Source organism: Actinoplanes lutulentus (genome assembly GCF_003259845.1).
GTDB lineage: Bacteria > Actinomycetota > Actinomycetes > Mycobacteriales > Micromonosporaceae > Actinoplanes > Actinoplanes lutulentus.
In genome coordinates this window covers 106246-127656 of record NZ_QLMJ01000022.1, presented here as the reverse complement: position 1 = coordinate 127656, position 21411 = coordinate 106246, and the positions used below count along the sequence as shown (strand labels likewise).

Below are 21411 nucleotides of genomic sequence, written 5' to 3'. Positions count from 1 at the left end.
GAACAGGTAACACGTCTGGAGTGGACAGAGGCCATCAGAAACGGCGATTGTGTGCGCGCTCTCTGCCCCGCGGCCTGCCGTACGGGGCCATTCGTGCTGTCCACACTCCGCGGGAGTACACCGTGCTTCGCCTGCTCAAACCCTTCGTGCGTACGCGCACCAGGCTGACCGTCACCGTCGGCTTCCTGGCCGCGGCGCTGGTCGCCGCCCTGCTGCCCTGGTGGCCGCAGTCGGAGCCCTCCCCACCGGACAGCCCCGTCACGGCTGCTCCGATCGTCGACAAGCTCGATGACGAGGCGCTCGCTCGCGCCGAGGCCGAGAAGACCGGTAAGGACGTGCTGATCACGTCGGCCACCACGGCCACCTCACAGACGTGGGTCCAGGGCAACGGCAAATTGCGTACCCAGACCTCCGCTCTGCCTCAGCGCGCGAGAAACGCGCAGGGTGAGTGGGCACCGATCGACACCACCCTGGTACGCGACGGCGACACCATCGCGCCGGTCAACGGCCCGGTCCCGGTCACGTTGTCGACCGGAAGCGACGAGAACGACAGCGTTCTCGCCACGGTCGGCGACATCGAGTACACCTGGCCCGGCAAACTCCCGGAACCGGTTCTCGACGGCCCCCGCGCCCTGTACCCCGAGGTGCTTCCCGGCGTCGACCTGCTCATCGTCACCATCGAGGAGGGCGGTATCGCGCACGTCCTGGTCGTGAAGACGAAGCAGGCCGCCGCGAAGATCAAGACTCTGAGTTACGGCCTGACCTCGACGACAGCCGTCTTCCGGCACGACAAGGTGACCGGCGGCGTGCTGATCCAGGACGCGAAGACCAAACAGGAGATCGGCTCGATCCCGACCCCGTTCGCCTGGGACTCCTCCGGACGCGACCCCGAGGCGCCCGCCGCCGCGCCGCGTACCGCGACCGCCACCACGGCCGACGTCCTGAAACTCTCCGGCCTGTCCGGCGCCGAGCCCGGCTCGGTCACCGCGGCTCTGCCGACCAGCCTCGGCAACGACGGCACCAGCGCGGTGAAGCTGAGCCTCGACGTCGCCGGAAGCGGCCTGCTCACCAATCCGAAGGCGAAGTTCCCGGTCTTCGTGGACCCGACGCTGATCGCGGGCTGGAAGGCCTGGACGTTCGTGTCCAAGAAGCACCCGAACAGCAACTTCATCAACGGCACCAACTACAACAACGGCACCACCGAAGCCCGCGTCGGGTACGAGAGCGACACCGGCGTGACCGGCCGTTCCTTCTGGCGGATGGGCTTCGACAAGAACATCCACGACGCGGACATCGACTCCGCGACCTTCGAAGTGACAAACACCCACTCCTGGTCCTGCTCCAACCGCAGCTACCAGTTCTATTACACCGGTGCGATCTCCTCCAGCACCACCTGGAACAGCCAGCCGAAGTGGACGACGCTGCAGAGCACCAGGTCGTTCGCGCACGGTTACTCCAGCTCCTGCCCGAACGACGGCGTCTCCTTCAGCGTGCTCAGCGGCGCTAAGGTGGCGGCCGCGGCCAGCGCGACGACCATCACGCTAGGGATGCGGTCGGTCTCCGAGTCCGACACCGAGACCTGGCGTAAGTTCGCTGCCCGGACCGCCGAGCTGACGGTCGTCTACAACCACCCGCCGGCCCAGCCGTACAACGGCAGCAGCTCCCCGGGTGGCACCTGCGTCGCCGGTGGCACCGGTGTGGTGGTCGCCAAGACCGACATCAAGCTCACCGCGTACGCCAAGGACACCGACGGCGACCTCAAGAACCTGCGTTTCCGCTTCTGGAAGACCGGTGGCACGGTACCCGCCGGCACGCTGGTGAAGCCGGCGGTGGACACCGGCAAGGCGACCTACACGGTGGCCAGCACCGCCCTCGCTGACGCCGCCACGTACTCCTGGGACGTCCGCTCCGAGGACGGCGCCGAAGCCGTCTCCACCTGGTTCCCTGACGGAACCGACCCCTGCCGGCTCACCGTCGACGCCAGCGCGCCGGCGGCGCCCGAGGTGACCAGCGACGTCTGGCTCGAGGAGACCGGCGACGGCAGTACCTGGGCGACTGTCAACTTCGGCCAGACCGGCCCGATCACCTTCTACTCGAAGGGCGCCACGAAGTTCACCTTCTCCTTCGAGGGCGTCGACAGCGAGACCCTCACGACCACCACCGGCACCGCCACCAAGACCAACCTCGCACCACGGCATGCCGGCCCGACGACGATTCTGGCGTACGCGTACGACGCCCTCGGCAACCGCAGTCAGCGCACCGACTACAGCTTCTACGTCCCACCGGGCGCCCTCGCCGACAAACCGCACGACATCGGCGGTGACGGCGTCGCCGACATGATGCTGATCAGCGCCTCCGGGTACCTGCGGATGTTCGCCGGTGACGAGGGCGGCGAGATCTACAAGTCGCTCGCGTCGTCGTACAACAGCAAGGGCAAGCTCAACCCGGACAACGCGAAGCACTTCTACGACGCGACGACCGGCAAGGCCGCGCTGATCACCGTCTACAACGACGCGTACCCGGGTGACGGTCTCGCCGACCTGTTCGTGCGGACCCCGACGAACGAGTTCTACCTGTACCCCGGCGACGGTTACGGCAGCTTCAACGTCGACAAGCGCATCCGCGTGCTGCTCCCGTCGAACGCACCGGCGCCGTCCACCTGGACCACGATCAAGGCGATCGGCGACATCACCGGCGACGGCATGCCCGACCTGGCCGTTCAGGCCGGCACGGCGTTCTGGGTGTTCAGCGGTTACACCGGCGCCAGCTTCCAGACCGCCACGCTGATGGAGGGCACGGCCTGGGCCCTGACCGCCCGGGAACTCGTCAACATCGCCGACATCGACCTGGACGGCACGCCCGACCTCCTCTGGCGCAACGTGGTCAGCGGCGCGATGTACATCCGCGCCGGCCTGCCGGGCACCGTCGCCGGCAGCGTCAGCCTCGACTCGATCAAGATCGCTGCCAACTCCAAGGCCGGTGCGGACACCTCGTACGGCACCGGCTGGACGAACACCGGCGTCACCGCTGTCGTCGGCATCCCCGACGTCAACGGCGACAAGATCCCCGACCTGTGGGCCCGCTCGGGAACAGACGGCCAGATCCGCGTCTATTACTGCTCCACGACCAACACGAACGCGGCCGCGAAGAACGTCATGTCCGCCGACTGGTCCACGGTCAAAGCCTTCGGATAAAAACAATTTGACGGCACCGATAATCTGATCCTCCGTGCCTGCGGTGCGGGAGGGGCTCGTCCCTTCCCGCACCGAGGAGTTACCAATGCACCGGGCACCAGCCCTCAACTTCCTGCTCGTCACCGTCTTCCTCGACATGCTCGGGCTCGGCATCATCGTGCCGATCATCCCGGCGCTGATGACGACAGTGACCGACGATCCCGCCACCGCCGTGTACTGGTCCGGCGTCCTCGGATCGACCTACGGCGTACTCCAGTTCGCCGTGTCTCCCCTACTCGGACGGCTCGCCGATCGTTACGGCCGTCGTCCCGTACTTCTGGCGTCCCTCACCCTGCTCGGCGTCGACTGGCTCGCCCACGCCGCCGGCCCGGGCCCGTGGACGCTACTGATCTTCCACGCCCTCGCGGGTGCCTGCGCCGGCACGAACACCGTGGTCAACGCGTACGTCGCCGACGTCACCCCGCCCGCCGAACGTGCGAGCGCCTACGGCCGGATCGGTGCCGCGTTCGGGCTCGGCTTCGTCGCCGGCCCGATCCTCGGCGGCCTGCTCGGCGGCATCGACGTGCGCCTGCCGTTCCTCGCCGCCGCCGCGCTGTCGTTCGCGGGCGTCGCCTACGGCTGGTTCGTCCTGCCCGAATCCCGCCCCGGCGACCGCGTCACCTCACTCTCGCTGCGCACGTCAAACCCCGTCGGCGCGATCGCCGTCGTCCTGCGCCGGCCCGTTCTCGGGCGCCTTGCGTACGCACGAATGGCTTCCGACATCGCGAGAATGACCCACCAGTCGGTGTGGACGTTCTTCCTCGCCTACCAATTCCTGTTCAGCACCACGATGGTCGGTGTGGTGATGGCGGTGAGCGCCCTTGCCGGAGCGGTGTTCCAGGCGCGGGCGGTAGGCCCGATCGTCCGAGTCCTGGGCGACAAGCGTGCCGCGGTGATCGGCACGCTGATCAGCGCGGCGGCGTTCGCGGGCACGGCGGTGGCTTCGACACCGGCACAGCTCTACACCCTGCAGGCGGTCGGGATCCTCGGGTCGATCGCCGGGGCGGCCTCGCAGTCCTGGCTCTCCGGTGTCGTCGGGCCGGACGAACAGGGCACGGTCCAGGGTGCCCTGACCGGCATCGGCGCGGTCGCCGAGACGGTCGTCCCGGTCACGGCGGGAGCGGTTTTCGCCTGGTCCCTTTCGTACGCGACCCCAGGCCTGATCTTCCTGGCAGCAGCAGCCTTCACGGCGGCGTCAGCCCTGCTCCTGTCCACCACGCCGGCAATCCGCGAACCGGCGTAACGGCACCGACGAGAACAGCCCGGCGCCGTTGGGGCGCCGGGCTGTCACGCGAGGCCGGTGTGCGGGTCGCCTGAAGGCGGGTGGCGCAACGCGGCTCCAGCCGAACTGGTATTCCGCGAAGGCATTGGGTGAGGCCCTGGGACACTGGCCACACCGGCTCCTGGCACAACCAGCCACCCCTGCCGATAATTCCGCCCCCGCCGTGACGTGCGGCACCAAGGGCCGGTCGAGCAGTAGGCCGACGGATGGCAGGGCCCTCTCCTGGCAGCAGTCTCGGTATCGGGCAGCGCGACATCCGCTGCCGGCCGAACAACGAGAGGTTCCACATGCGCAACTCATGGAAGCCGCTGGCACTCGCCGGTGTCGTCGCCGCGTCAGTGCTCGCCCTGCTTCCCGTAGGCGCCTCCGCGAGCACCACGGCCGGCACCGCCGGCACGACCGGCACCTCAGGCTCGAAGCCGGTGACGGTCAAGCCGACCGTCGTCCTCGTGCACGGTGCCTGGGCGGACGCCTCCGGCTGGAGTGACGTGACGGCCCGGCTGCAGGCCAAGGGATATCCGGTCGTCGCGCCGCCGAACCTGCTGCGCAGCCTGGACGAGGACAGCGATTATCTGAAGAGCTTCCTGTCCACGATCAGCGGCCCGATCGTGCTCGTCGGCCACTCGTACGGCGGCGCGGTGATCACCAACGCGGCGACCGGCAACGCGAACGTGAAGTCGCTGGTCTACATCTCCGCGTACGCCCCGGACCAGGGTGAGACGATCGCGCAGGCCGGCGCCCTCGCCGGTGGGGACAACTCGGTTCTGGTGTCGCACCTGATCCAGCGTGCGTACCCGAACAGCACCGGCGCCGTCGACACCACTGTCGACCCGGCCTGGTTCCCGAAGCTGTTCGCCGCGGACGCCCCGCTCAGCAAGACCAAGCTGATGGCCACCCAGCAGCGCCCGCTGTCGTCGGCGGCGTTCACCGACAAGACCGGCGTCCCGGCCTGGAAGTCCATCACCTCGTACTACCTGGTCTCTCTCGACGACAAGACCATCCCGCCGGTCGCCGAGAAGGCGATGGCCGCCCGCGCCGCTAAGGGCCGCACCGTCGAGATCCACAGCTCACACGCCGCGATGGTCGCCCACCCGGACGCCGTCACCAACCTGATCCTCCGGGCCGCCCGCTCCTGAGAACCGATCGAACGCGCCGCGGCCGTGCCTGAGGGCACGGCCGCGTCACCAACCTGTCAGCGCTGCTGGCGGGCCTTCGCCTCGGCGCTCACCGGGGTGAAGAGGTTCACCAGGGTGCCGTCGGGGTCGCGGAGCAGCAGGGATCGGTTGCCCCAGGGCATCGTTGCCGGCTCCTGCACGATCGCGGCGGTCAGCTCGCGGAGGCGGGTGAACTCGGTGTCCACGTCGTCGACGCGGAACTCGATGATCGCCGACCGGTTCGCCGCCGGTGATGCCGAGCCCTCGCCGAACAGCTTCACCGTGGCGGTGCTGCCGATCGCGAGCGTCGCCCCCGGCAGCACGATCTCGGCGAAGTCAGCCGTGTGCCGGCGAGCGGTGCCGCCCGTGACCTGCTCGTAGAAGTCGGTGAGACGGTCGACCTGGTCGGTGATCAGGCGTACCGAAGTGAGGTTCATGGTGTTTCTCCCTGCTGTTTCGCCTTGCCGCGGAACCAACAGGGAGAAACGGTAGGAGCAATACCGGACAGTATCCGCCCGGTATAACAGAGAATGTGGCCATGACCCGGCCGGCCGCGCGTGTGCTCGCGCTCCTGGAGATCCTGCAGAACGGCGGCACGCACACCGCCCCCGCCCTGGCCGGGCGCCTCGGTGTCGACGAGCGGACCGTGCGCCGGTACGCCGAGCACCTGCTCGACCTCGAGATCCCGGTCGAGTCGGTACGCGGCAGGTACGGCGGATACCGGCTGGCTCCCGGATTCCGGATGCCCCCGCTGATGCTCACCGACGAGGAGGCTCTCGCGGTCCTGCTGGGTCTCGTGGCAGCCCGGCGTGCCGGCCTCATGGCGATGTCCGACGACGCCACCGAGAGCGCCGCCGCCAAGGTTCGCCGAGTCCTGCCGAAGACCCTCGCCGCACGCCTCGACGCGCTGTTCGCGACCGCCGGCTTCACCACGGCCGCCCGCGAGGCTCCCACGGCGGAGGCCTCGGTCATGCTGCTGCTGGCGGAGGCGACCCGGCAGCGCCGGCCTGCGCTGATCGACTACAGCGATCGTTCCGGTAGGCGCAGCCGGCGCACGCTGCATCCGTACGGGCTCGTCGCGCACTCCGGCCGCTGGTACGTCACCGGCCCCGACTCCGCCTCGGGCCAGATGCGCACGTTCCGCCTCGACCGGATCGGGTACGCCGAGATCCTGCACGGCGGCTTCACGGTCCCCGACGACTTCGACCCGTCCGGCGCGGTCCTGTCCAGCCTGGCCGGCGCGCCGTGGCGGCACGAGGTCGTCGTCGCGGTGCAGGGCACGGCCGAGCAGATAAGGCTGCCCCGAGGCCTGGCGACCGTCGAGCCGGACGCGGATCCGGAGTGGGTCGTGGTGAAGCTGCGAGCCGAACGCCTCGACTGGATCCCCGCCCTCCTGGCCGGCCTGGACCTGCCGTTCACCATCCGGCAGCCCCCGGAACTCCGCGCCGTGGTCCGCGAGTGGGCACAGCAGATAGCCGCCTATGTGGAGACCCGGTGACTTTCGCGCCGGACGTTGAGGGCGTGAGGACTCCGGCTTGAGCCTCCGCCACCGAGCGGACCGGCTGACTGTTTGCGATCATTCGCGAATGGAATTCGTGCTCGATCCCCCGCACGGTGTCGGCCCGCTGCGGCTCGGGATGACCGCCGAACAGGCTCGGGCGGCGCTGGAGACGCTCGGCCCGCTGTCCGCCACCGCGTACGGCGAACTGGCCCTGCACCGCGCGAGCGGGCTCGGGTTCAGCGTCGGCTTCGGCGTCGGCCCGACCCGCGACCGCGTCAACGCGATCGAGATCTGGCGGCCCCGGGAGGACGACGTGGTGCTCTTCCGCGATGTCGACGTGTTCGGCCTGCCCGCCCTGGAGGTCGCCGCCCGGATCGGCCGGCACCTCGAGATCCTCCCGCAGGATGACGGGTTCGCCTCGCGGGACCCGTATCTGGCGCTGTGGCGCCCGTTCGCCGCGGACGACGACCCGGACGAGACCGAAGGTTACTTCTTCCAGTCGGTGCTCATCGCGAGGCCGGGTTACGACGACACCCCGGCCGAGGCCGAGGCCCGCCTGGCAGCCGGCGGCGAACCCGGATACTGACTCCGGCGCTCAGCGGTCGAGCAGCTGGGCCAGGTGGACCGCCGGCCGATCGCGCAGGTCGGCTACCTGGGTGCGGCAGGAGAAGCCGTCGGCCAGGACGACCGCGTCCGGTGCGGCGTCCAGTGCGGGCAGCAGGTTCTGCTCGGCGACCGCCACCGACACCTCGTAGTGGCCGATCTCCACGCCGAAGTTGCCGGCCAGGCCGCAGCACCCGGCCAGGCGCTTCACCGTGGCCCCGGTCGACGCGAGCAGGTCGGCGTCGGATTTCCAGCCCAGGACCGCGTGGTGGTGGCAGTGCGGCTGGGCGATCACCGACACGTCCGACAGGTCCGGCGGTGTCCAGCCCGGCGTCGACGCGAGCAGCTCGGCGAGCGTGTGCACGGACTTGGCGACCACTGTCGCGTCCTCGTTGCCGGGCAGCAGCTCGTGCACGTCGGAGCGGAGCACGGCCGTGCACGACGGCTCGATCCCCACGATCGGGATGCCGGCTCGGGCGTCCGGAGCCAGGGCGTCGACCGTACGCGAAAGGATCTTCTTGGCGGAGTCGAGCTGGCCCGTGGTGATCCAGGTCAGGCCGCAGCAGACCTGCCCGGACGGCAATTGTGGTTCGTATCCTGCGGCGCGCAATACGCGTACCGTCGCCTCGGCCACCTCGGGTGAGAAAGCGTCGGAGAAGGAGTCGGCGAAGAGGACGACCGGCTTGCGACCGGAGGTCGCGGCCGGCGTGAAGGTGCGGCGGAAAGGGCGGCGGGCGAAGGCCGGGACCGAGCGGCGTTTGTCGACGCCGGCGAGCCAGAGGGCGAGGCCGCGGATGCCGGGGAGGCGGGTGCCGAGGTTCGCGAGGCGCGGCACCCAGCCGGCGAGGCGCGCCCACATCGGGAGTTTGCCGAGCGAATAGTGCGAGCGCGGGCGCAGCTTTCCCTGATAGGTCTGGTGGAGCACCTCGGATTTGTAGGTGGCCATGTCGATGCCGGTCGGGCAGTCCGAGGCGCAGCCCTTGCAGGCCAGGCAGAGGTCCATCGAGTCGTGGACCGACGGGTGCGACCAGGGCAATTCGCCGCGGACGACCTCTTGCAGGACGCGGGCGCGGCCGCGGGTGGAGTCCTTCTCCTCGCGCGTGGCCAGGAACGACGGGCACATCACGCCACCGGCCGCGGAGTTGTCGGCGCGGCATTTGCCGACGCCGGTACAGCGGTGCACGGCCTGACCGAGGTCGCCGCCGTCGTGCGGGTACGCCATCGCGAGCTGCTTGATCGGGAAGTGCCCGGCGGCCCGGATGTCGGCGTCGACCGGGTCCGGGTCGACGAGCACGCCCGGGTTGAGCAGGTTGTCCGGGTCGAAGACGTGCTTGATCCGGCCGAAGAGAGCGATCGCGTCCGCCGAGTACATGTGCGGCAACAACTCGGAGCGCGCCCGCCCGTCGCCGTGCTCGCCGGAGAGCGAGCCGCCGAACTCGCCGACCAGCTTGGCCGCGTCGGTGAGGAACTCGCGCAGCACCTTCGTGCCACCGGGCTGGTCGATCGGGAAGTCGAGACGCACGTGCATGCAGCCGTCGCCGAAGTGTCCGAACGGCGCGGCGGTCATGTCATATTCGGTCACGAGCTGGTCGAACCGGGCCAGGTAGGCGCCGAGTTTCTCCGGCGGAACAGCGGCGTCCTCCCAGCCGGGCCAGGCCGGCTTGTCCGACGGCGCACGCCCGGCGAGACCGGCGCCGTCCTCCCGGATCCGCCACAACCGCGCCTGCGTCGCCGGATCCTCCACCACGAGGGCGTCGTCGCCGATCCCGTCGGCCGCCAGTTTCCGCGCCCGCGACAGCACCTCGCCGAGCTCGTCACCGGCCAGCTCGACGAAGAGCCACGCGGCGCCACGCGGCAGCGGCGGGACGGCATCAGGCCCGCGACGTGCGCGAAGAACGTCCAGCAGCCGCGAATCGAGGCCCTCACACGAGGTCGGCCCGTGCGCGACGACGGCCGGCGAGGCCTCACCGGCGGCGACGATGTCACGGAACCCGAGCACCACGACGACGCGTACCGGAGCGTCGACCACGAGCTTCACGGTCGCCTGGGTGATCACCGCGAGGGTGCCCTCGGACCCGACGAGCGCCTGCGTGAGGTCGAACCGCTCCGGCAGCAGGTGGTGCGCCGCATAACCCGAGACCTGCCGCCCGAACCGATCAAATTCGGTCCGGGCCGTCGCGAGGTGACCGCCCATGACGTTTTTAAGATCTTCAATCACAAGATCAACACCGCTGGTGTACGCGTTACCGGCCGCGTCGTAACCAGTGGTGAGCTTCTCCCCCGCCGCCGTCAGCAACTCCAGTCCGGCGACGTTGTCCGAGGTTCTTCCGTACGCCAGCGACCGCGACCCGCACGCGTTGTTGCCGATCATCCCGCCGATCGTGCAGCGCGGATGCGTCGACGGGTCCGGGCCGAACCGGATGCCGTGCGGGGTGACCGCCTTCTGCAGCACGGCGTGCACGGTGCCCGGCTCGACGACGGCCAGCCTGGCGGCGGGGTCGATGTCGAGCACCTTGTTCAGGTGGCGGGAGAAGTCGAGCACGATGCCCCGGCCGACCGCGTTGCCGGCCACCGACGTGCCGGCGCCGCGGGAGGTGAGCGGCACCCCCGTCTCGCGGGCCACGGCCAGGGCGGCGGACACCTCGTCGACGCTGCGCGGGCGGACCACGGCGAGCGGCGGGATCCGGTAGAGGGAGGCGTCGGAGGCATACATCCCCCGGGTGCCCGGGTCGGACCGCACCTCAAGCCCGGCCTTCTCCAGTGCCTCCACCACGCCGTTCGACTGCTCGCTCATGAGTAACATGTTACCCATGCCCAAGCTCGTGCTGCCGACGGATGCCCCTTCCCTCGCCGACGCCGTCGCCCAAGCGGTCCGCGACGGGGTGGCGGCGGGCGAGCTGGTGCCGGGGGTGACGTACTCGGTCTATCAGCTGGCCGACCTGCTCGGGGTCTCCCGCAGCCCGGCCCGCGAGGGTTTGCTGAGGCTGGCCGAGGCGGGCCTCATCGAGATCCGGCGGAACCGGGGTTTCCAGGTGCTGCCGCCTCAGGCGCATGACATCGAGGAGATCATCGGGATTCGGCTCTCGCTGGAGCCGCCCGCTGCCGGGCTTGCCGCGTCGCAGGGCAGCTCGGAGCAGCACGCGGCGATCCGGTCCGCGCTCGCGGCGATGGAGGCGGCAGCGTTCGCCGGTGACGAGGCGTCGTTCTGGCCGGCCGACCGGGCTCTGCATGATCTGCTGCTGCACGCGGCGGGGAGGCCGCGGACCGCGGCGATCATCGAGAGGTTGCGGGGGACGACGGCGCTGCTCGGGCCGCCTACGACTGCCAGTGGCCGGACGTTGGGTGAGATTCACGCCGAGCATGAGCCGGTGGTGAGGGCGGTGCTCGCCCGGGATGTGGCCGGTGCGGAGGGAGCGATGCGGGCTCACTTGGAGTCGACGCGGAGCTTGCTGGTGGCGAACTTGCGGAGATAGGCGCTGCGCGGACCGGCTGCTCACCGGCCCGCGCAGCCGGTCAGCCGATCTTCCCGGCGGCGAACTCCGCGCCCTGCTCGACGGTCCCGTTCCGCGGATAGGCCAGGTGGGCCGCGAACCGGTTCCCACCCCCACAAACCGGGTCACCGTTGTTGCAGAACTCCTTCGCCTTCGGCCCGAACTCCGCGCTGGCCCCGGCGATCGTGCGCCTCTGCAGGCCGAGCGGATTGCCGAACACCACGACCGCCGCGACCCGGTCGGCCAGCGCCGCCGGGATCGTCTCACCGGCCGTACCCGCGCCCCGAATCCCGAATCCCGATGTCGGTGACGCTGGCGCCCTGCGAATATCCGCCGATCACGAACCGGGTCTCCGGGCACGCCGCCGCCACCGAGGTGATGTGCTGGCTCATGTTGGTGGCGCCCGGTCCGGCACTGCGCTGGTTGCCGGCCGCCGCGTAGACCACCGCGAACGATCCGACCTCCAGGTCCGGCAGCTCGGCCGCGAGGGCGCGGGCCAGTGGCCGCCCCACGATGCCGAGCCCTTGCGGCTCTCCGGTACCCCGCGCGAACACCAGCTCCACGTCGGAGCAGGCACCCGCCGCGGTCGTCGTACCGAAGAATCCCGTTCCGGCGAAAGCCTGCGGCGTGATCACCGCGCCGGCGGCCACCACTGCCGCGCAGGCACCGGCCAGCGCGAGGCGCCGACCCTTACCGGATCGCTTACGTCGAGTAACCATTGATCCCTCCCTATCCGCCAATAGGACTGCGCCTTGGGATACGGAGGAGACGAGCGAACGGTTGCCCACCAGCCAAAGATTTTTGCACAAGAAGTGCCAATAGCAGATCACCGAGAGTGAGTGATCCTCGCGTTGCCGAGCAGGCCGTAGGGTGTGCATCGATGATCAAGAAGGCGTTCCCGCTCGTCGCGCTGCTGGCCGCGACAGCCGTCGTGCTGCCCGCCCAGCCGGACGGCACCCCGCCGACCACCGACGACGCGATCGCCGCCTGCATGGCCCTCTCCACACCGGACCACCTCGTGAGCTGCGGCATCGCCGGCGCCGAAAACCCCGAACCCCCCGCCAGCGCCGGCCAGGAGCTTCCGGTCCAGCTCTCCACCGATCAAACCCAGACCTGCGTACGCGGAAACGCCCGCCCGATCGTCGACACCACTACCCCGACCATGTCGGCCGTCTTCATCGGTGATGCCGAGCCCGGCTTCGAGGCGACCTTCGAGCTGCGCGCCCTGGCCGGCACGGGACCCTCCGCCATGAGCTTCGTGCTCGGTAACCCCGGCGAGCCCGTCGTCAACGAGACCTGGCAGAACTATCTGGAGCCGGGCGTCTCGTACCGCTGGCGGGTCCGCGGCACACCCCAGGACCCGGCGACCGGCGGCGGATGGTCGGACTGGTGCGAGTTCACCATCAAGCCAGGGCTGGTCGAGATGAGCGACGCTTCCGACCCCGACGTCGTCCGCGAGCTCGGCGTGGTCCCGGCCGACAGATATCCGGTCACCCTCACGGCGGGCCAGTGGCTGCTGGTCATGGACGCGATCGACGGCGAGGACGACGAGGAACTGGACGACGTCGGCGACGATTTCCCGGACGAGATCGGCAACCAGATCCAGGCCATCGCCGACCAGATCCGCTCGCAGACCTCCAACAGAACGAGCACCGTCACGCTCACCGGCGCCGAGTGGGCGACGGTCGCCATGGAAATCGCCGGCCTCGCCAACGGCTGGGACCAGCTCTACGAGGAGGAGCCGGAGGTCGGCCAGGACGGCACAGATTACTGGAAAGTCGTCGACCGCATCTCCGCCGAACTCGGCGGCCCGAAACACACGACCCTCGGATTCGAACGTTAACCCCAACCCACCGGCTCCACAGGCCGCGTGTCGATTTAGGGCGCGATCCGCACCCTAAATCGACACGCATGCCCGGGAGACGGCGGGTCAGCCGAGGGCGTTCAGGAACGGCTCGTGGGAGTTCTTGAACTCCCAGCCGTAGAACTTGTCCCAGTTGATGCTCCACGTCATCAGGCCGCGGAAGTTCGGGTTCGTGCCGCTGCGGACCGTGTAGCCGCCGCAGTTCGTACCCTTCACCAGGCAGGTCACCGCCTGCTGGACGGCGGCCGGTGCGACGTACCCGTTGCCGGCGCTGGTCGAGCTGGGCGCGCCGAAGGCGATCTGGTCCTCGCGCAGGGCGGGGAACACGTTGGCGGTGTTGCCGGCGACCGGGAAGCCCGCGAGGAGCATGTCGGTCATGGCGATGTGGAAGTCCGCGCCGCCCATCGAGTGGTACTGGTTGTCCAGGCCCATGATGGAGCCCGAGTTGTAGTCCTGGACGTGCAGCACGGTGATGTCGTCCCGCAGCGCGTGGATCACCGGGAGGTACGAGCCGGCGCGCGGGTCCTGGCCGCCCCACGGTCCGGAGCCGTAGTACTGGTACCCGAGCTGCACGAAGAACGTCTCGGGCGCCATCGTCAGCACGAAGCCGGTGCCGTACCGGGCCTTGAGCGATTTGACCGCGCTGATCAGGTTGACGATGACCGGCGTGGTCGGGTTCTTGAAGTCGGTGTCGCCGGTGTTCAGCGACAGCGAGTGGCCCTCGAAGTCGATGTCGACGCCGTCCAGGCCGTACTTGTCGATGATCGCGCTGACCGAGCTGACGAACTTGTCGCGCGCCGCGGTCGTGGTGAGCTGCACCTGGCCGTTGGCGCCACCGATGGAGAGCAGCACCTTCTTGCCGGCCGTGCGCTTGGCCTTGATGGCGGCGATGAAGTCGGCCTCGGACTCGACGCCGGGGCACTCGGTGGCCGGGCAGAGACTGAACCGGATGTCGCCGGAGGTGGCCGTGGTCGGCTCACCGAACGCCAGGTTGATGATGTCCCACTCGGCGGGGACGTCGGTCATCCGCACGTACCCGGAGCCGTTGGCGAAGCTGGCGTGCAGGTAACCGATGAGGGCGTGCTTCGGCAGGCCGCCGACCGGGATCGGGGTCGTGCTCGTCGACGGGCTGACGCTCGGCGAAACCGACGGCGAAACCGAGGGAGAAACGGACGGCGACACCGACGGCGACGGGGACTGGCTCGTCACGGACGGCGAAGGGTTCGTCGTGCCGCCGCAGGCGCCGTTGTTGATCCAGACATCCCACTGGGCCGACTTGAGGACCGGGTCCTCGCCCTGGGTCCACCACTTGGCCGTGTAGTTGTTGCCGCCCTTGGAGACGACGTTGTCCTTGACGTAAACGGAGCCGGCGGACCAGGCCGCCGCGCAGGCCACGGCGGCACTCGCCGTGGTGGCGACATAGATGGTTGAGCATGCCACGACGAGTGCTGCCGCCGCGGCAAGGATCGGGGATCGACGCATGGCTAATTATTAGGACTGTTAACTGAACTTGTAAATAGGGTTCATTGACAGGCCGGCAACGGAATGACAGGGTTCGATCTGAGAGCGCTCTCACGCCCCGAAATCCCCGCCATCCCCGCGTGAAAGGACGAGCTATGTTCCGTCGCATCGTTCTCACGGCGACGCTCACCGCCGCCGCTCTGACCCCGTTCCCCGCTGCGGCTTCCGCCGCGGAAGCGCCGGCGGCACCGGCGGACACCGGCATGTTCGCCGCGATGAGCCGCGACCTCGGCCTCGACCAGGACGAGATCGCCGACCGGCTCACCACCGAGGCCGCCGCGCCGGTCATCGAGAACCGCCTGCGCCGGCAGCTCGGCGCCCGGTTCGGCGGCGCCTGGATCCCGGACGGCGCGACCCGCCTCACCGTGGCGGTGACCAGCGCGGCCGACGCCACGAAGGTCAGGGCTGAGGGTGCCGACGCGAAGCTCGTTGCGCGTACCGAAAAAGACCTGGCAGCGGACCGCGCCAAGCTGGACCGACGCGGCGCGCAAGCGCCGGACGCCGTCCGAAGTTGGTATGTGGACACGGCGGCCAACCGTGTGGTGATCACCGCCGCGCCCGGCGCCGAGGCCGCGGCCAGGCGTTTTGCGGCGGAGAGCGGCGCCGGCGCGGTGACCGTGCGCACCGAGGCGCAGCGACCGGTGCCGATGTATGACACGCGCGGCGGCGACCAATACGTCATCAACGGCAACACGCTCTGCTCGGTCGGATTCGCCGTCGCCGGCGGCTTCGTCACGGCCGGTCACTGCGGCGGCACCGGCAGCCCGACCCTGGGCTTCAACAACCAGGCTCAGGGTACGTTCGCCGGCTCATCCTTCCCCGGCAACGACTACGCATGGGTACGCACGAACGGCAACTGGGTGTCACAACCCTGGGTGAACAACTACTCCGGTGGCAACGTGGTCGTCGCCGGTTCGCAGGAGGCCGCGATCGGCAGCTCGATCTGCCGCTCCGGACGCACCACCGGCTGGCGCTGCGGCACGCTGCTCGGCAAGAACGAGACGATCAACTACGCGCAGGGTTCGGTCTCCGGCCTGAGCCGCAGCAACGCCTGCGCGCAGCCCGGCGACTCGGGCGGCTCGTGGATCTCCGGCAACCAGGCGCAGGGTGTCACGTCCGGCGGCACCGGCGACTGCACCAGCGGCGGCACCATGTGGTTCCAGCCGGTCAACGAGATCCTCGGGGTCTACGGCCTGTCGCTGACCACGTCCGGTGGCGGCGGTGGCGGTGGCGCGCTGATCAGCAACTGGAACAACAAGTGCCTGGACGTGCCGAACGGCAACTTCGCCGACGGCGTGCTGGTGCAGATGTGGAACTGCAACAACTCCGGCGCGCAGAAGTGGGAGGCCGTCGGCGGCGCGCTGCGCACCGGCAACAACAAGTGCCTGGACGTGCCGTGGGGCTCGACCACCAGCGGCGTGGAAATCCAGATCGCCGGGTGCAGCGGCAACCCGGCGCAGCAGTGGGTGCTCAGCGCGGCCGGTGACCTGGTGAACCCGCAGGCCAACAAGTGCCTCGACATCAAGGACTGGAACGGCAACGACGGCGCCCGCATCCAGCTGTGGGACTGCGCCGGAACCCTGAACCAGAAGTGGCGCCGATGATCCGGCGCGTGGCCGTCCTGGCGATCCTGCTCGCTCTGATACCGGCCATGCCCGCCAGTGCGGCACGGACCAGCCTGCGGGCTGCGGATCCGAGCGTGCTGCGGGTCGGCGGCACCTACATCGGCGTGCAGTCGCTGGGCGGCGGCATCGCCGTGCGGCAGGCGTCGTCGCCGGACGCCCTGGCGACCGCGTCCGCGCAGCAGGTCTGGTCGGACACCGGCAACCTCGGCGAGGTCTGGGCGCCGGAGATCCACCGCGACGGCGGCCGGTACTACATCTACTTCACCGCCGGGCGCGGCGCCGCCCACCGGATGTACGTGATCAGCTCGGCGTCGCCCGCGTCCGGTTACACGGGCGCGATCCGGATGGCGCTGCCGGACGACAAGTGGGCCATCGACGGCACCATGTTCGTCTTCGGCGGGCAGCGCTGGTTCTCCTGGTCCGGCTGGGCCGGTGACACCAACGTCGAACAGAACCTCTACATCGCCCGGATGAGCAGCCCGACCACGACGACCGGCGCCCGGTACGTCATCTCGCAGCCCCGGGAGAGCTGGGAGCGGGTGGTCGGCAACCCGTTCATCAACGAGGGACCGGAGGCGATCCGCGACCCGAACGGTCAGCTGCACATCACGTACTCCGCGAACGGCAGCTGGAGCAACCAGTACTGCATCGCCGACCTGCGGCTGCGGGCCGGCGGCGATCCGACGTACGTGTGGGACTGGTACAAGTCGAACGGCTGCCTGTTCGGCTCGAACCGCGCCACGATGATGGCCGGCTGGGATCCGACGCTGTACGCCGACGGGCCCGGCCACCATAGCTTCGTGCTGCTCGACGGCGACATCGCGACGAGCCCTCCGGCCGGGTCCCGATTCCCGCTGATGTACCACGCCGTTCCCAAGGGCATGCCGTACGCCTGGGAGAACCGGTACTGGCACACCGGGTCGTTCGCGTGGTGGGGAAACACGACGTACACCAGGGCGAACGTGCCGGGCGCGACCAGCAACACCGGATTCGGCATCAAGTTCTTCGAGTAGGCGTGGCTGTCACAGCTTCGACATGATTCCGAGGACGGACCGTCACGTCGGGGCACCAGGATGAGTCCTGGTTGAACCACCTTGTGGTCGTGCGGGGATGTTCTCTGCCAGGCATCCCCGCACGACGCGACCAATCATCCGATCCGAAGTACCCGTTCCGGTGAGTGCTCTGTCCCGGGACGCAGCGTGACAATGCCGGAATGGACGTGGGCCGCAAAGGCTTGGGTTGCTGCCTTCTGATGGCCGCGACCTTGTCGCTGACCGGATGTCCCGATCAGGAGAACACCCCACCACCGCCGTCGCCATCGTCGCCCGCTCAGACGACGGTCTCCCCCAGCACGAAGGTGCCCGCGAAGGTCGTGCCCGGCGAGGTGGAGCCCGGGGAGGTCGAGCCCGAGATCCACAGCGCTGAGCCATACGTGATCGGGACGTCACAACCCGGGCCGGAGATCCCGGGTGTGACGGTGCAGCCGACGCTCGCCGAAACGTCCCTCATTCCGGAGATACCGGGCGTCCATCCGCAGCCGACACTCGCCGCCAGCACGTCGTTCGACCCGGAGATCCCCGGCGTCACCTCGCGGCCGTCGCCGATCCCGCACGGCACCTCGCCGTCACCCACCGGCGCCAAGCCGACGACGACGGCGCCCACCTCCACGGACGGCAGTGGAGAGTGAGGCCGCGGGCACGGCCGTGCTCATCCGTGTCCTCGAAGCCGTCGGACTGGTCGTCGCCCCGTTCGCCACGCTGACCGGCCTGCTCTACTACTTCGGCTGGGTACGCACGAACGCGATCTTCTCCGAGTTCGGCATCGACGCCAACCTGCTGAAGTACACCACCCAGGACTACCTGCTCCGCAGCGCCGGGGTGGCGTTCCGCCCCTGTGCCGCGGTGCTGCTCGGCGCCGCGGTCGTGCTGCTGGCCCACCGCCTGCTGACCCGGGCCCTGGAGAACCGCCCGCGGCACCGGCAGGCGGTCCTGAGCGAGGTCATCGCCCTGGCCCTCCTGCTGCTGGCGCCCGGCGTCGGCGTCCTCTTCGGCCGAACCAGCCTGCTCACCCCGCTGACAGCGGCCGCCGCGCTGATCACGGGTGTGCTGCTGCTGGAGGTGGCCGTCTCGCTGTGGACGGCCGGCGAACGCACCGAGCGCCTGCTCCGGCGCGGCATCGTCGCCGGCGTCGTGGTGGTCGGCCTGTTCTGGGCGTTCTCGGTCTACGCGCAGCAGACCGGCGACCGGCTGGCCGCCGGTCTGAGCGGCAACCTGGGCGTGCTGGCGAACGCGGTCGTCCTGAGCACCGACGACCTGTCCCTCGCCGGACCGGGCGTTGTCCGGACCGATCTCGGCGAGGGCGTCGCGTACCGGTATCAGTACACCGGGCTCCGGCTGCTGGTATACCGCAACGACCGCTGGTTCCTGCTGCCGTCGGGCTGGCACGGCGACCCGGCGGCACGCGCGATAGTCCTGCCCGACGGCACCGGGCTGAGAGTCGAGCTCAGCCGCTGACCGTCCAATCCTGCACGTCGATCTGGCTGCCGCCGTACCGCGGAGCGAAGAAACTCAGCACGTTCGACGACTTCAGCCGCTGGTGGTCGATCAGCGGATCGGAGAAGTAGATCGCCGACGACGTCCAGCGCAGCGCCCAGTCACTCCACGCGGACGCCTTCGACGCGGTCTCGATGTGCAGCTTCCGTGTGCTGGAGTCACCGCTGACCACGTACAGATTGTCCTTGGAATCGACCGCGATGTCGCCGCGCGCGGACCGTTCCAAGAACGGGGTGTAGGTCTGATGCCACACCTTGCTGGCCTTGTCCCGCCAGTAATGCACCAGCACCGCCGACTCCCGCGCCGCCGTGAAATTGGTGTTGCTGGCCGCGGCCGCCGGCAGATGCGACGCGAGCACGTGCACGATGCCGGCCGCGTCGACCACCTGCGATTCCTGGTTGATCAGCCCACGGTTCTGGGCGATGCCCCACACCCTGAGATCCGCCGCGTCCGAGCGCAGCGGATTGGTCCCGCTGGTCGCCACCACGCTTCCGGCGCTGTTGCGCCACGTGCGTCCCTTGTCTTTGCTGTACGCGTAAAAAAGATCGTGGTTCGTGCTCGCGTCCGACGTCTCCCGCACCGTCCACGTGGCGTGCAGCAGCGGCACCGCCGGATCGAAGTTGTCGTACTCGATGCCGAACAGGTACGCGTTGTTGCCGGCCGTGGTGCCGTCGATGAACTCGCCGATGGACGACCACGCGCCGGCCCGGTACTCGTAGAGCACCTCGTCGCCGGTCCCGCTGTACCCGGTGCGGATCGCCAGTTGCAGCGTGCCGTCCGGATGCGCGAAGAACTGCGGATAGGTGACGACGTCCATGGCGACGCTGGTCAGCTTCGTCTGCACGGCGCCGAAACTCGCGGTGGACCAGGTGGCCGCGGTGGCCAGGCCGCTCACCGACTTGCGGTACCGCAGTTGCGACGAGTGCGTGTCGAACGCCAGGTGGATGGTGCCGTCCGCCGGCGCGATGCCGATGCTGATGGTGTTGTGCGAGTCGGTCGAGGTAGTGACGTAATCGGTCAGCCGCAGGTTCGACCAGGCCCCCGACGGGAGCAGCCGCCGGGACAGGTTCACGTAACCGCTCTGATCCCAGAACGCCGAGTACTGCCAGCTGCCGTACGTGACGATCCCGTCCTGCTGGAACGACTCACCGTTCATGTAACCGGTGTACGTCAGCGCCGTACGCCCGGCCGTGGTCAGCACGGTCGACCGGGAGAGGGTGACGGTCGGCGCGGCGGCCTCGGCCGGAGCCCCGACCGCCACCAGCGCAAGGATCGAGACGAGCGCGACGAAGGACCGCCTCACGACAGCGACCACGCGGCCGGCCGGATGGTTCCCGCGGCGTCCTGCACGTTCGCGATCAGCACACCGGACTCGGTCAGCTCCACCACCGAGCGGATGGTCCAGCCCCGCGGCGCCGGCAGCTCAGTACGCACGCCGTCGTGCCAGAGCGACAACCGGTTGGTGCCGTCGGCGCCGTCGGCCAGGATCACCATCCGCCGGCCGTTGGCGACGGCCACACCCTGCGCGCTGAGTTCTCCGGCGGCCAGCGGCACGACGGTCACCTGGTTCGCGGCGTTCCAGTACGCGGCGCTGCGTCCGCCGGACGCGTCGCTCAGGACACCGGCCACCCCGCCGTCGGCAGCGAGGTTGTTGACCGTCTGCCCGGACGGGCACACCAGGCCGCCGACCGGCTGGCCCTGGGTCGCCTCGGTCAGGATCACGTTCGTGCCGGGCACCCCGCCGGTGTGCCGGAGCAGCACGTACTTCGGCAGCCCACCGGTCACGCTGAACCCGCTGGCCACGACGCTGCCGTCGGCCTGGACCCGGGAGACGCAGGCGGGGCCGAGGTACGCCGTACCGAACACCGGCACCGGCACCGTCGCGCCGTCCCTCCACAGCACCGGACGGGCGGTCGTGCCCTGGCCGACGCCGCTGAAGACGGACACCAGAGTGGTGCCGGTCGCGTTGATCGAGATGACGTACCGGCGGTATCCGGCGTCGAGCTCCGGCGTTCCGCTCAGCAGCGTGCGCGTGCCGGAGCGGGCGACCAGCTCGGCCTTGCCGGAGATCAGTTCCGGTCCGGCGGTGGACACTCCCCACGTGGCGCCGCGCGGGTCCACCGCGCCGGCCCGGCTGCGCGGCTCGCCGATCAGCGTCGCGGTCGTACCGGTGATCGACCACCGGGTCGCCCGGGTCGCACCGTCGACTGTCACGTCACCGGCGACCTCGCCGAGGTCGGTGATGCTGCTGACCGAGCCCGAGGTCGCACCGGCCGGCAACGCGAGCCGCTGACGCTGCCAGCCGACGCGTGGCAGGCCCGCCCATCGGTACGGCGTCTCGACGATGGACGTGTTCCCGTCCGGCCCGGTGGTGGTGACGCGTGCGGTGCCGGCCACCACACCCAGCGGTGACACGTCGGACGCCGTGACGGCGAGCGCCTCCCCCGGCCCCGCCGCCGGGACCGGCAGCAGCACACCCCGCACGGCCGGAGCCGCCGAGGCAGGCGTTACAGCGCTGGCGGCGACGAGCGCCCCGGCCAGCGCCACCGCGGTGGCCCGCGTCACAATATTTGTCATTGCCAATG

The 21411-nt window shown here is 69.6% G+C and carries 18 protein-coding genes; 11 read left to right on the top strand and 7 right to left on the bottom strand.

Annotated features, from left to right (window positions below; genetic code table 11):
• Nucleotides 1-122: 122 nt before the first annotated feature.
• The 3 genes from B0I29_RS37025 to B0I29_RS37015 all read left to right on the top strand — a co-directional run bounded on the left by B0I29_RS37025 (nt 123) and on the right by B0I29_RS37015 (nt 5651).
• Nucleotides 123-3194 carry a VCBS repeat-containing protein gene (locus tag B0I29_RS37025; protein WP_111653819.1) on the top strand — a complete coding sequence of 1024 codons (3072 nt, stop codon included), beginning with the start codon at nt 123-125 and terminating at the stop codon, nt 3192-3194.
• A gap of 85 nt (nt 3195-3279) precedes the next feature.
• The gene (locus B0I29_RS37020; protein ID WP_111653818.1) at nt 3280-4476 is read left to right on the top strand and encodes an MFS transporter; all 1197 of its coding nucleotides are present in this window, start codon (nt 3280-3282) and stop codon (nt 4474-4476) included.
• Between the two features lie 326 nt (nt 4477-4802).
• Nucleotides 4803-5651 (top strand): alpha/beta fold hydrolase, encoded by an 849-nt coding sequence (locus B0I29_RS37015; RefSeq protein ID WP_111653817.1) that lies wholly within the window; start codon nt 4803-4805, stop codon nt 5649-5651.
• A gap of 56 nt (nt 5652-5707) precedes the next feature.
• Here the strand turns inward: B0I29_RS37015 and B0I29_RS37010 are convergent, their stop codons facing one another.
• Nucleotides 5708-6106 carry a VOC family protein gene (locus B0I29_RS37010; RefSeq protein WP_111653816.1) on the bottom strand — a complete coding sequence of 133 codons (399 nt, stop codon included), beginning with the start codon at nt 6104-6106 and terminating at the stop codon, nt 5708-5710.
• 101 nt (nt 6107-6207) lie between these two features.
• On the opposite strand from B0I29_RS37010, the gene B0I29_RS37005 reads away from it, so the two are divergent.
• On the top strand, nt 6208-7167 hold the full coding sequence (locus B0I29_RS37005) for a helix-turn-helix transcriptional regulator (protein WP_111653815.1): 960 nt from the start codon (nt 6208-6210) through the stop codon (nt 7165-7167).
• A gap of 88 nt (nt 7168-7255) precedes the next feature.
• A complete protein-coding gene (locus B0I29_RS37000) occupies nt 7256-7756 on the top strand; it encodes a hypothetical protein (protein WP_111653814.1) in 501 nt (166 codons plus the stop codon).
• Between the two features lie 9 nt (nt 7757-7765).
• Here B0I29_RS37000 and B0I29_RS36995 read toward each other — a convergent pair whose 3' ends face one another.
• Nucleotides 7766-10567, bottom strand: a complete 2802-nt coding sequence (locus B0I29_RS36995; RefSeq protein ID WP_111653813.1) for an FAD-binding and (Fe-S)-binding domain-containing protein — start codon at nt 10565-10567, stop codon at nt 7766-7768.
• A gap of 16 nt (nt 10568-10583) precedes the next feature.
• Here B0I29_RS36995 and B0I29_RS36990 point away from each other — a divergent pair, with 16 nt between their 5' ends.
• Complete coding sequence (locus B0I29_RS36990) at nt 10584-11246, top strand: GntR family transcriptional regulator (protein ID WP_111653897.1); 663 nt, start codon at nt 10584-10586, stop codon at nt 11244-11246.
• 40 nt (nt 11247-11286) lie between these two features.
• On the opposite strand, the gene B0I29_RS47615 is transcribed toward B0I29_RS36990, so the two are convergent.
• Together B0I29_RS47615 and B0I29_RS36985 are read right to left on the bottom strand one after the other, a co-directional pair.
• The gene (locus B0I29_RS47615; protein WP_281270945.1) at nt 11287-11487 is read right to left on the bottom strand and encodes a cutinase family protein; all 201 of its coding nucleotides are present in this window, start codon (nt 11485-11487) and stop codon (nt 11287-11289) included.
• 40 nt (nt 11488-11527) lie between these two features.
• Nucleotides 11528-11983 (bottom strand): cutinase family protein, encoded by a 456-nt coding sequence (locus B0I29_RS36985; protein WP_220091531.1) that lies wholly within the window; start codon nt 11981-11983, stop codon nt 11528-11530.
• Nucleotides 11984-12144: 161 nt separating this feature from the next.
• Here B0I29_RS36985 and B0I29_RS36980 point away from each other — a divergent pair, with 161 nt between their 5' ends.
• A complete protein-coding gene (locus B0I29_RS36980; RefSeq protein ID WP_111653812.1) occupies nt 12145-13107 on the top strand; it encodes a hypothetical protein in 963 nt (320 codons plus the stop codon).
• Nucleotides 13108-13194: 87 nt separating this feature from the next.
• Here B0I29_RS36980 and B0I29_RS36975 read toward each other — a convergent pair whose 3' ends face one another.
• Nucleotides 13195-14610, bottom strand: a complete 1416-nt coding sequence (locus tag B0I29_RS36975; protein WP_111653811.1) for a chitinase — start codon at nt 14608-14610, stop codon at nt 13195-13197.
• 134 nt (nt 14611-14744) lie between these two features.
• Here B0I29_RS36975 and B0I29_RS36970 point away from each other — a divergent pair, with 134 nt between their 5' ends.
• From B0I29_RS36970 to B0I29_RS36955, 4 genes are all read left to right on the top strand, one after another.
• The gene (locus tag B0I29_RS36970; RefSeq protein WP_111653810.1) at nt 14745-16253 is read left to right on the top strand and encodes a ricin-type beta-trefoil lectin domain protein; all 1509 of its coding nucleotides are present in this window, start codon (nt 14745-14747) and stop codon (nt 16251-16253) included.
• Nucleotides 16250-17287, top strand: coding sequence for a glycoside hydrolase family 43 protein (locus B0I29_RS36965; protein WP_111653896.1), 1038 nt, complete (start codon nt 16250-16252; stop codon nt 17285-17287). Before B0I29_RS36970 ends, B0I29_RS36965 begins: the two co-directional genes overlap by 4 nt.
• Nucleotides 17288-17526: 239 nt before the next feature.
• A complete protein-coding gene (locus tag B0I29_RS36960; RefSeq protein ID WP_146617021.1) occupies nt 17527-17961 on the top strand; it encodes a hypothetical protein in 435 nt (144 codons plus the stop codon).
• Entirely contained in the window at nt 17951-18787 is an 837-nt protein-coding gene (locus B0I29_RS36955) for a hypothetical protein (RefSeq protein WP_111653808.1), read from the top strand. Before B0I29_RS36960 ends, B0I29_RS36955 begins: the two co-directional genes overlap by 11 nt.
• Here B0I29_RS36955 and B0I29_RS36950 read toward each other — a convergent pair.
• Nucleotides 18777-20129 carry a BNR repeat-containing protein gene (locus B0I29_RS36950; RefSeq protein ID WP_146617020.1) on the bottom strand — a complete coding sequence of 451 codons (1353 nt, stop codon included), beginning with the start codon at nt 20127-20129 and terminating at the stop codon, nt 18777-18779. The genes B0I29_RS36955 and B0I29_RS36950 overlap by 11 nt on opposite strands.
• Complete coding sequence (locus B0I29_RS36945) at nt 20126-21403, bottom strand: hypothetical protein (RefSeq protein WP_146617019.1); 1278 nt, start codon at nt 21401-21403, stop codon at nt 20126-20128. The genes B0I29_RS36950 and B0I29_RS36945 overlap by 4 nt, the downstream gene beginning before the upstream one ends.
• Nucleotides 21404-21411: the final 8 nt, after the last annotated feature.

Excerpts from the sequence above, each read along its gene's own strand:
- B0I29_RS37020 (WP_111653818.1), top strand. The coding sequence starts at position 3,280 with ATGCACCGGGCACCAGCCCTCAACTTCCTGCTCGTCACCGTCTTCCTC.
- B0I29_RS37015 (WP_111653817.1), top strand. The coding sequence starts at position 4,803 with ATGCGCAACTCATGGAAGCCGCTGGCACTCGCCGGTGTCGTCGCCGCG.
- B0I29_RS37010 (WP_111653816.1), bottom strand. The coding sequence starts at position 6,106 with ATGAACCTCACTTCGGTACGCCTGATCACCGACCAGGTCGACCGTCTC.
- B0I29_RS37005 (WP_111653815.1), top strand. The coding sequence starts at position 6,208 with ATGACCCGGCCGGCCGCGCGTGTGCTCGCGCTCCTGGAGATCCTGCAG.
- B0I29_RS37000 (WP_111653814.1), top strand. The coding sequence starts at position 7,256 with ATGGAATTCGTGCTCGATCCCCCGCACGGTGTCGGCCCGCTGCGGCTC.
- B0I29_RS36995 (WP_111653813.1), bottom strand. The coding sequence starts at position 10,567 with ATGAGCGAGCAGTCGAACGGCGTGGTGGAGGCACTGGAGAAGGCCGGG.
- B0I29_RS36990 (WP_111653897.1), top strand. The coding sequence starts at position 10,584 with ATGCCCAAGCTCGTGCTGCCGACGGATGCCCCTTCCCTCGCCGACGCC.
- B0I29_RS36985 (WP_220091531.1), bottom strand. The coding sequence starts at position 11,983 with ATGGTTACTCGACGTAAGCGATCCGGTAAGGGTCGGCGCCTCGCGCTG.
- B0I29_RS36980 (WP_111653812.1), top strand. The coding sequence starts at position 12,145 with ATGATCAAGAAGGCGTTCCCGCTCGTCGCGCTGCTGGCCGCGACAGCC.
- B0I29_RS36975 (WP_111653811.1), bottom strand. The coding sequence starts at position 14,610 with ATGCGTCGATCCCCGATCCTTGCCGCGGCGGCAGCACTCGTCGTGGCA.
- B0I29_RS36970 (WP_111653810.1), top strand. The coding sequence starts at position 14,745 with ATGTTCCGTCGCATCGTTCTCACGGCGACGCTCACCGCCGCCGCTCTG.
- B0I29_RS36965 (WP_111653896.1), top strand. The coding sequence starts at position 16,250 with ATGATCCGGCGCGTGGCCGTCCTGGCGATCCTGCTCGCTCTGATACCG.
- B0I29_RS36960 (WP_146617021.1), top strand. The coding sequence starts at position 17,527 with ATGGCCGCGACCTTGTCGCTGACCGGATGTCCCGATCAGGAGAACACC.
- B0I29_RS36945 (WP_146617019.1), bottom strand. The coding sequence starts at position 21,403 with ATGACAAATATTGTGACGCGGGCCACCGCGGTGGCGCTGGCCGGGGCG.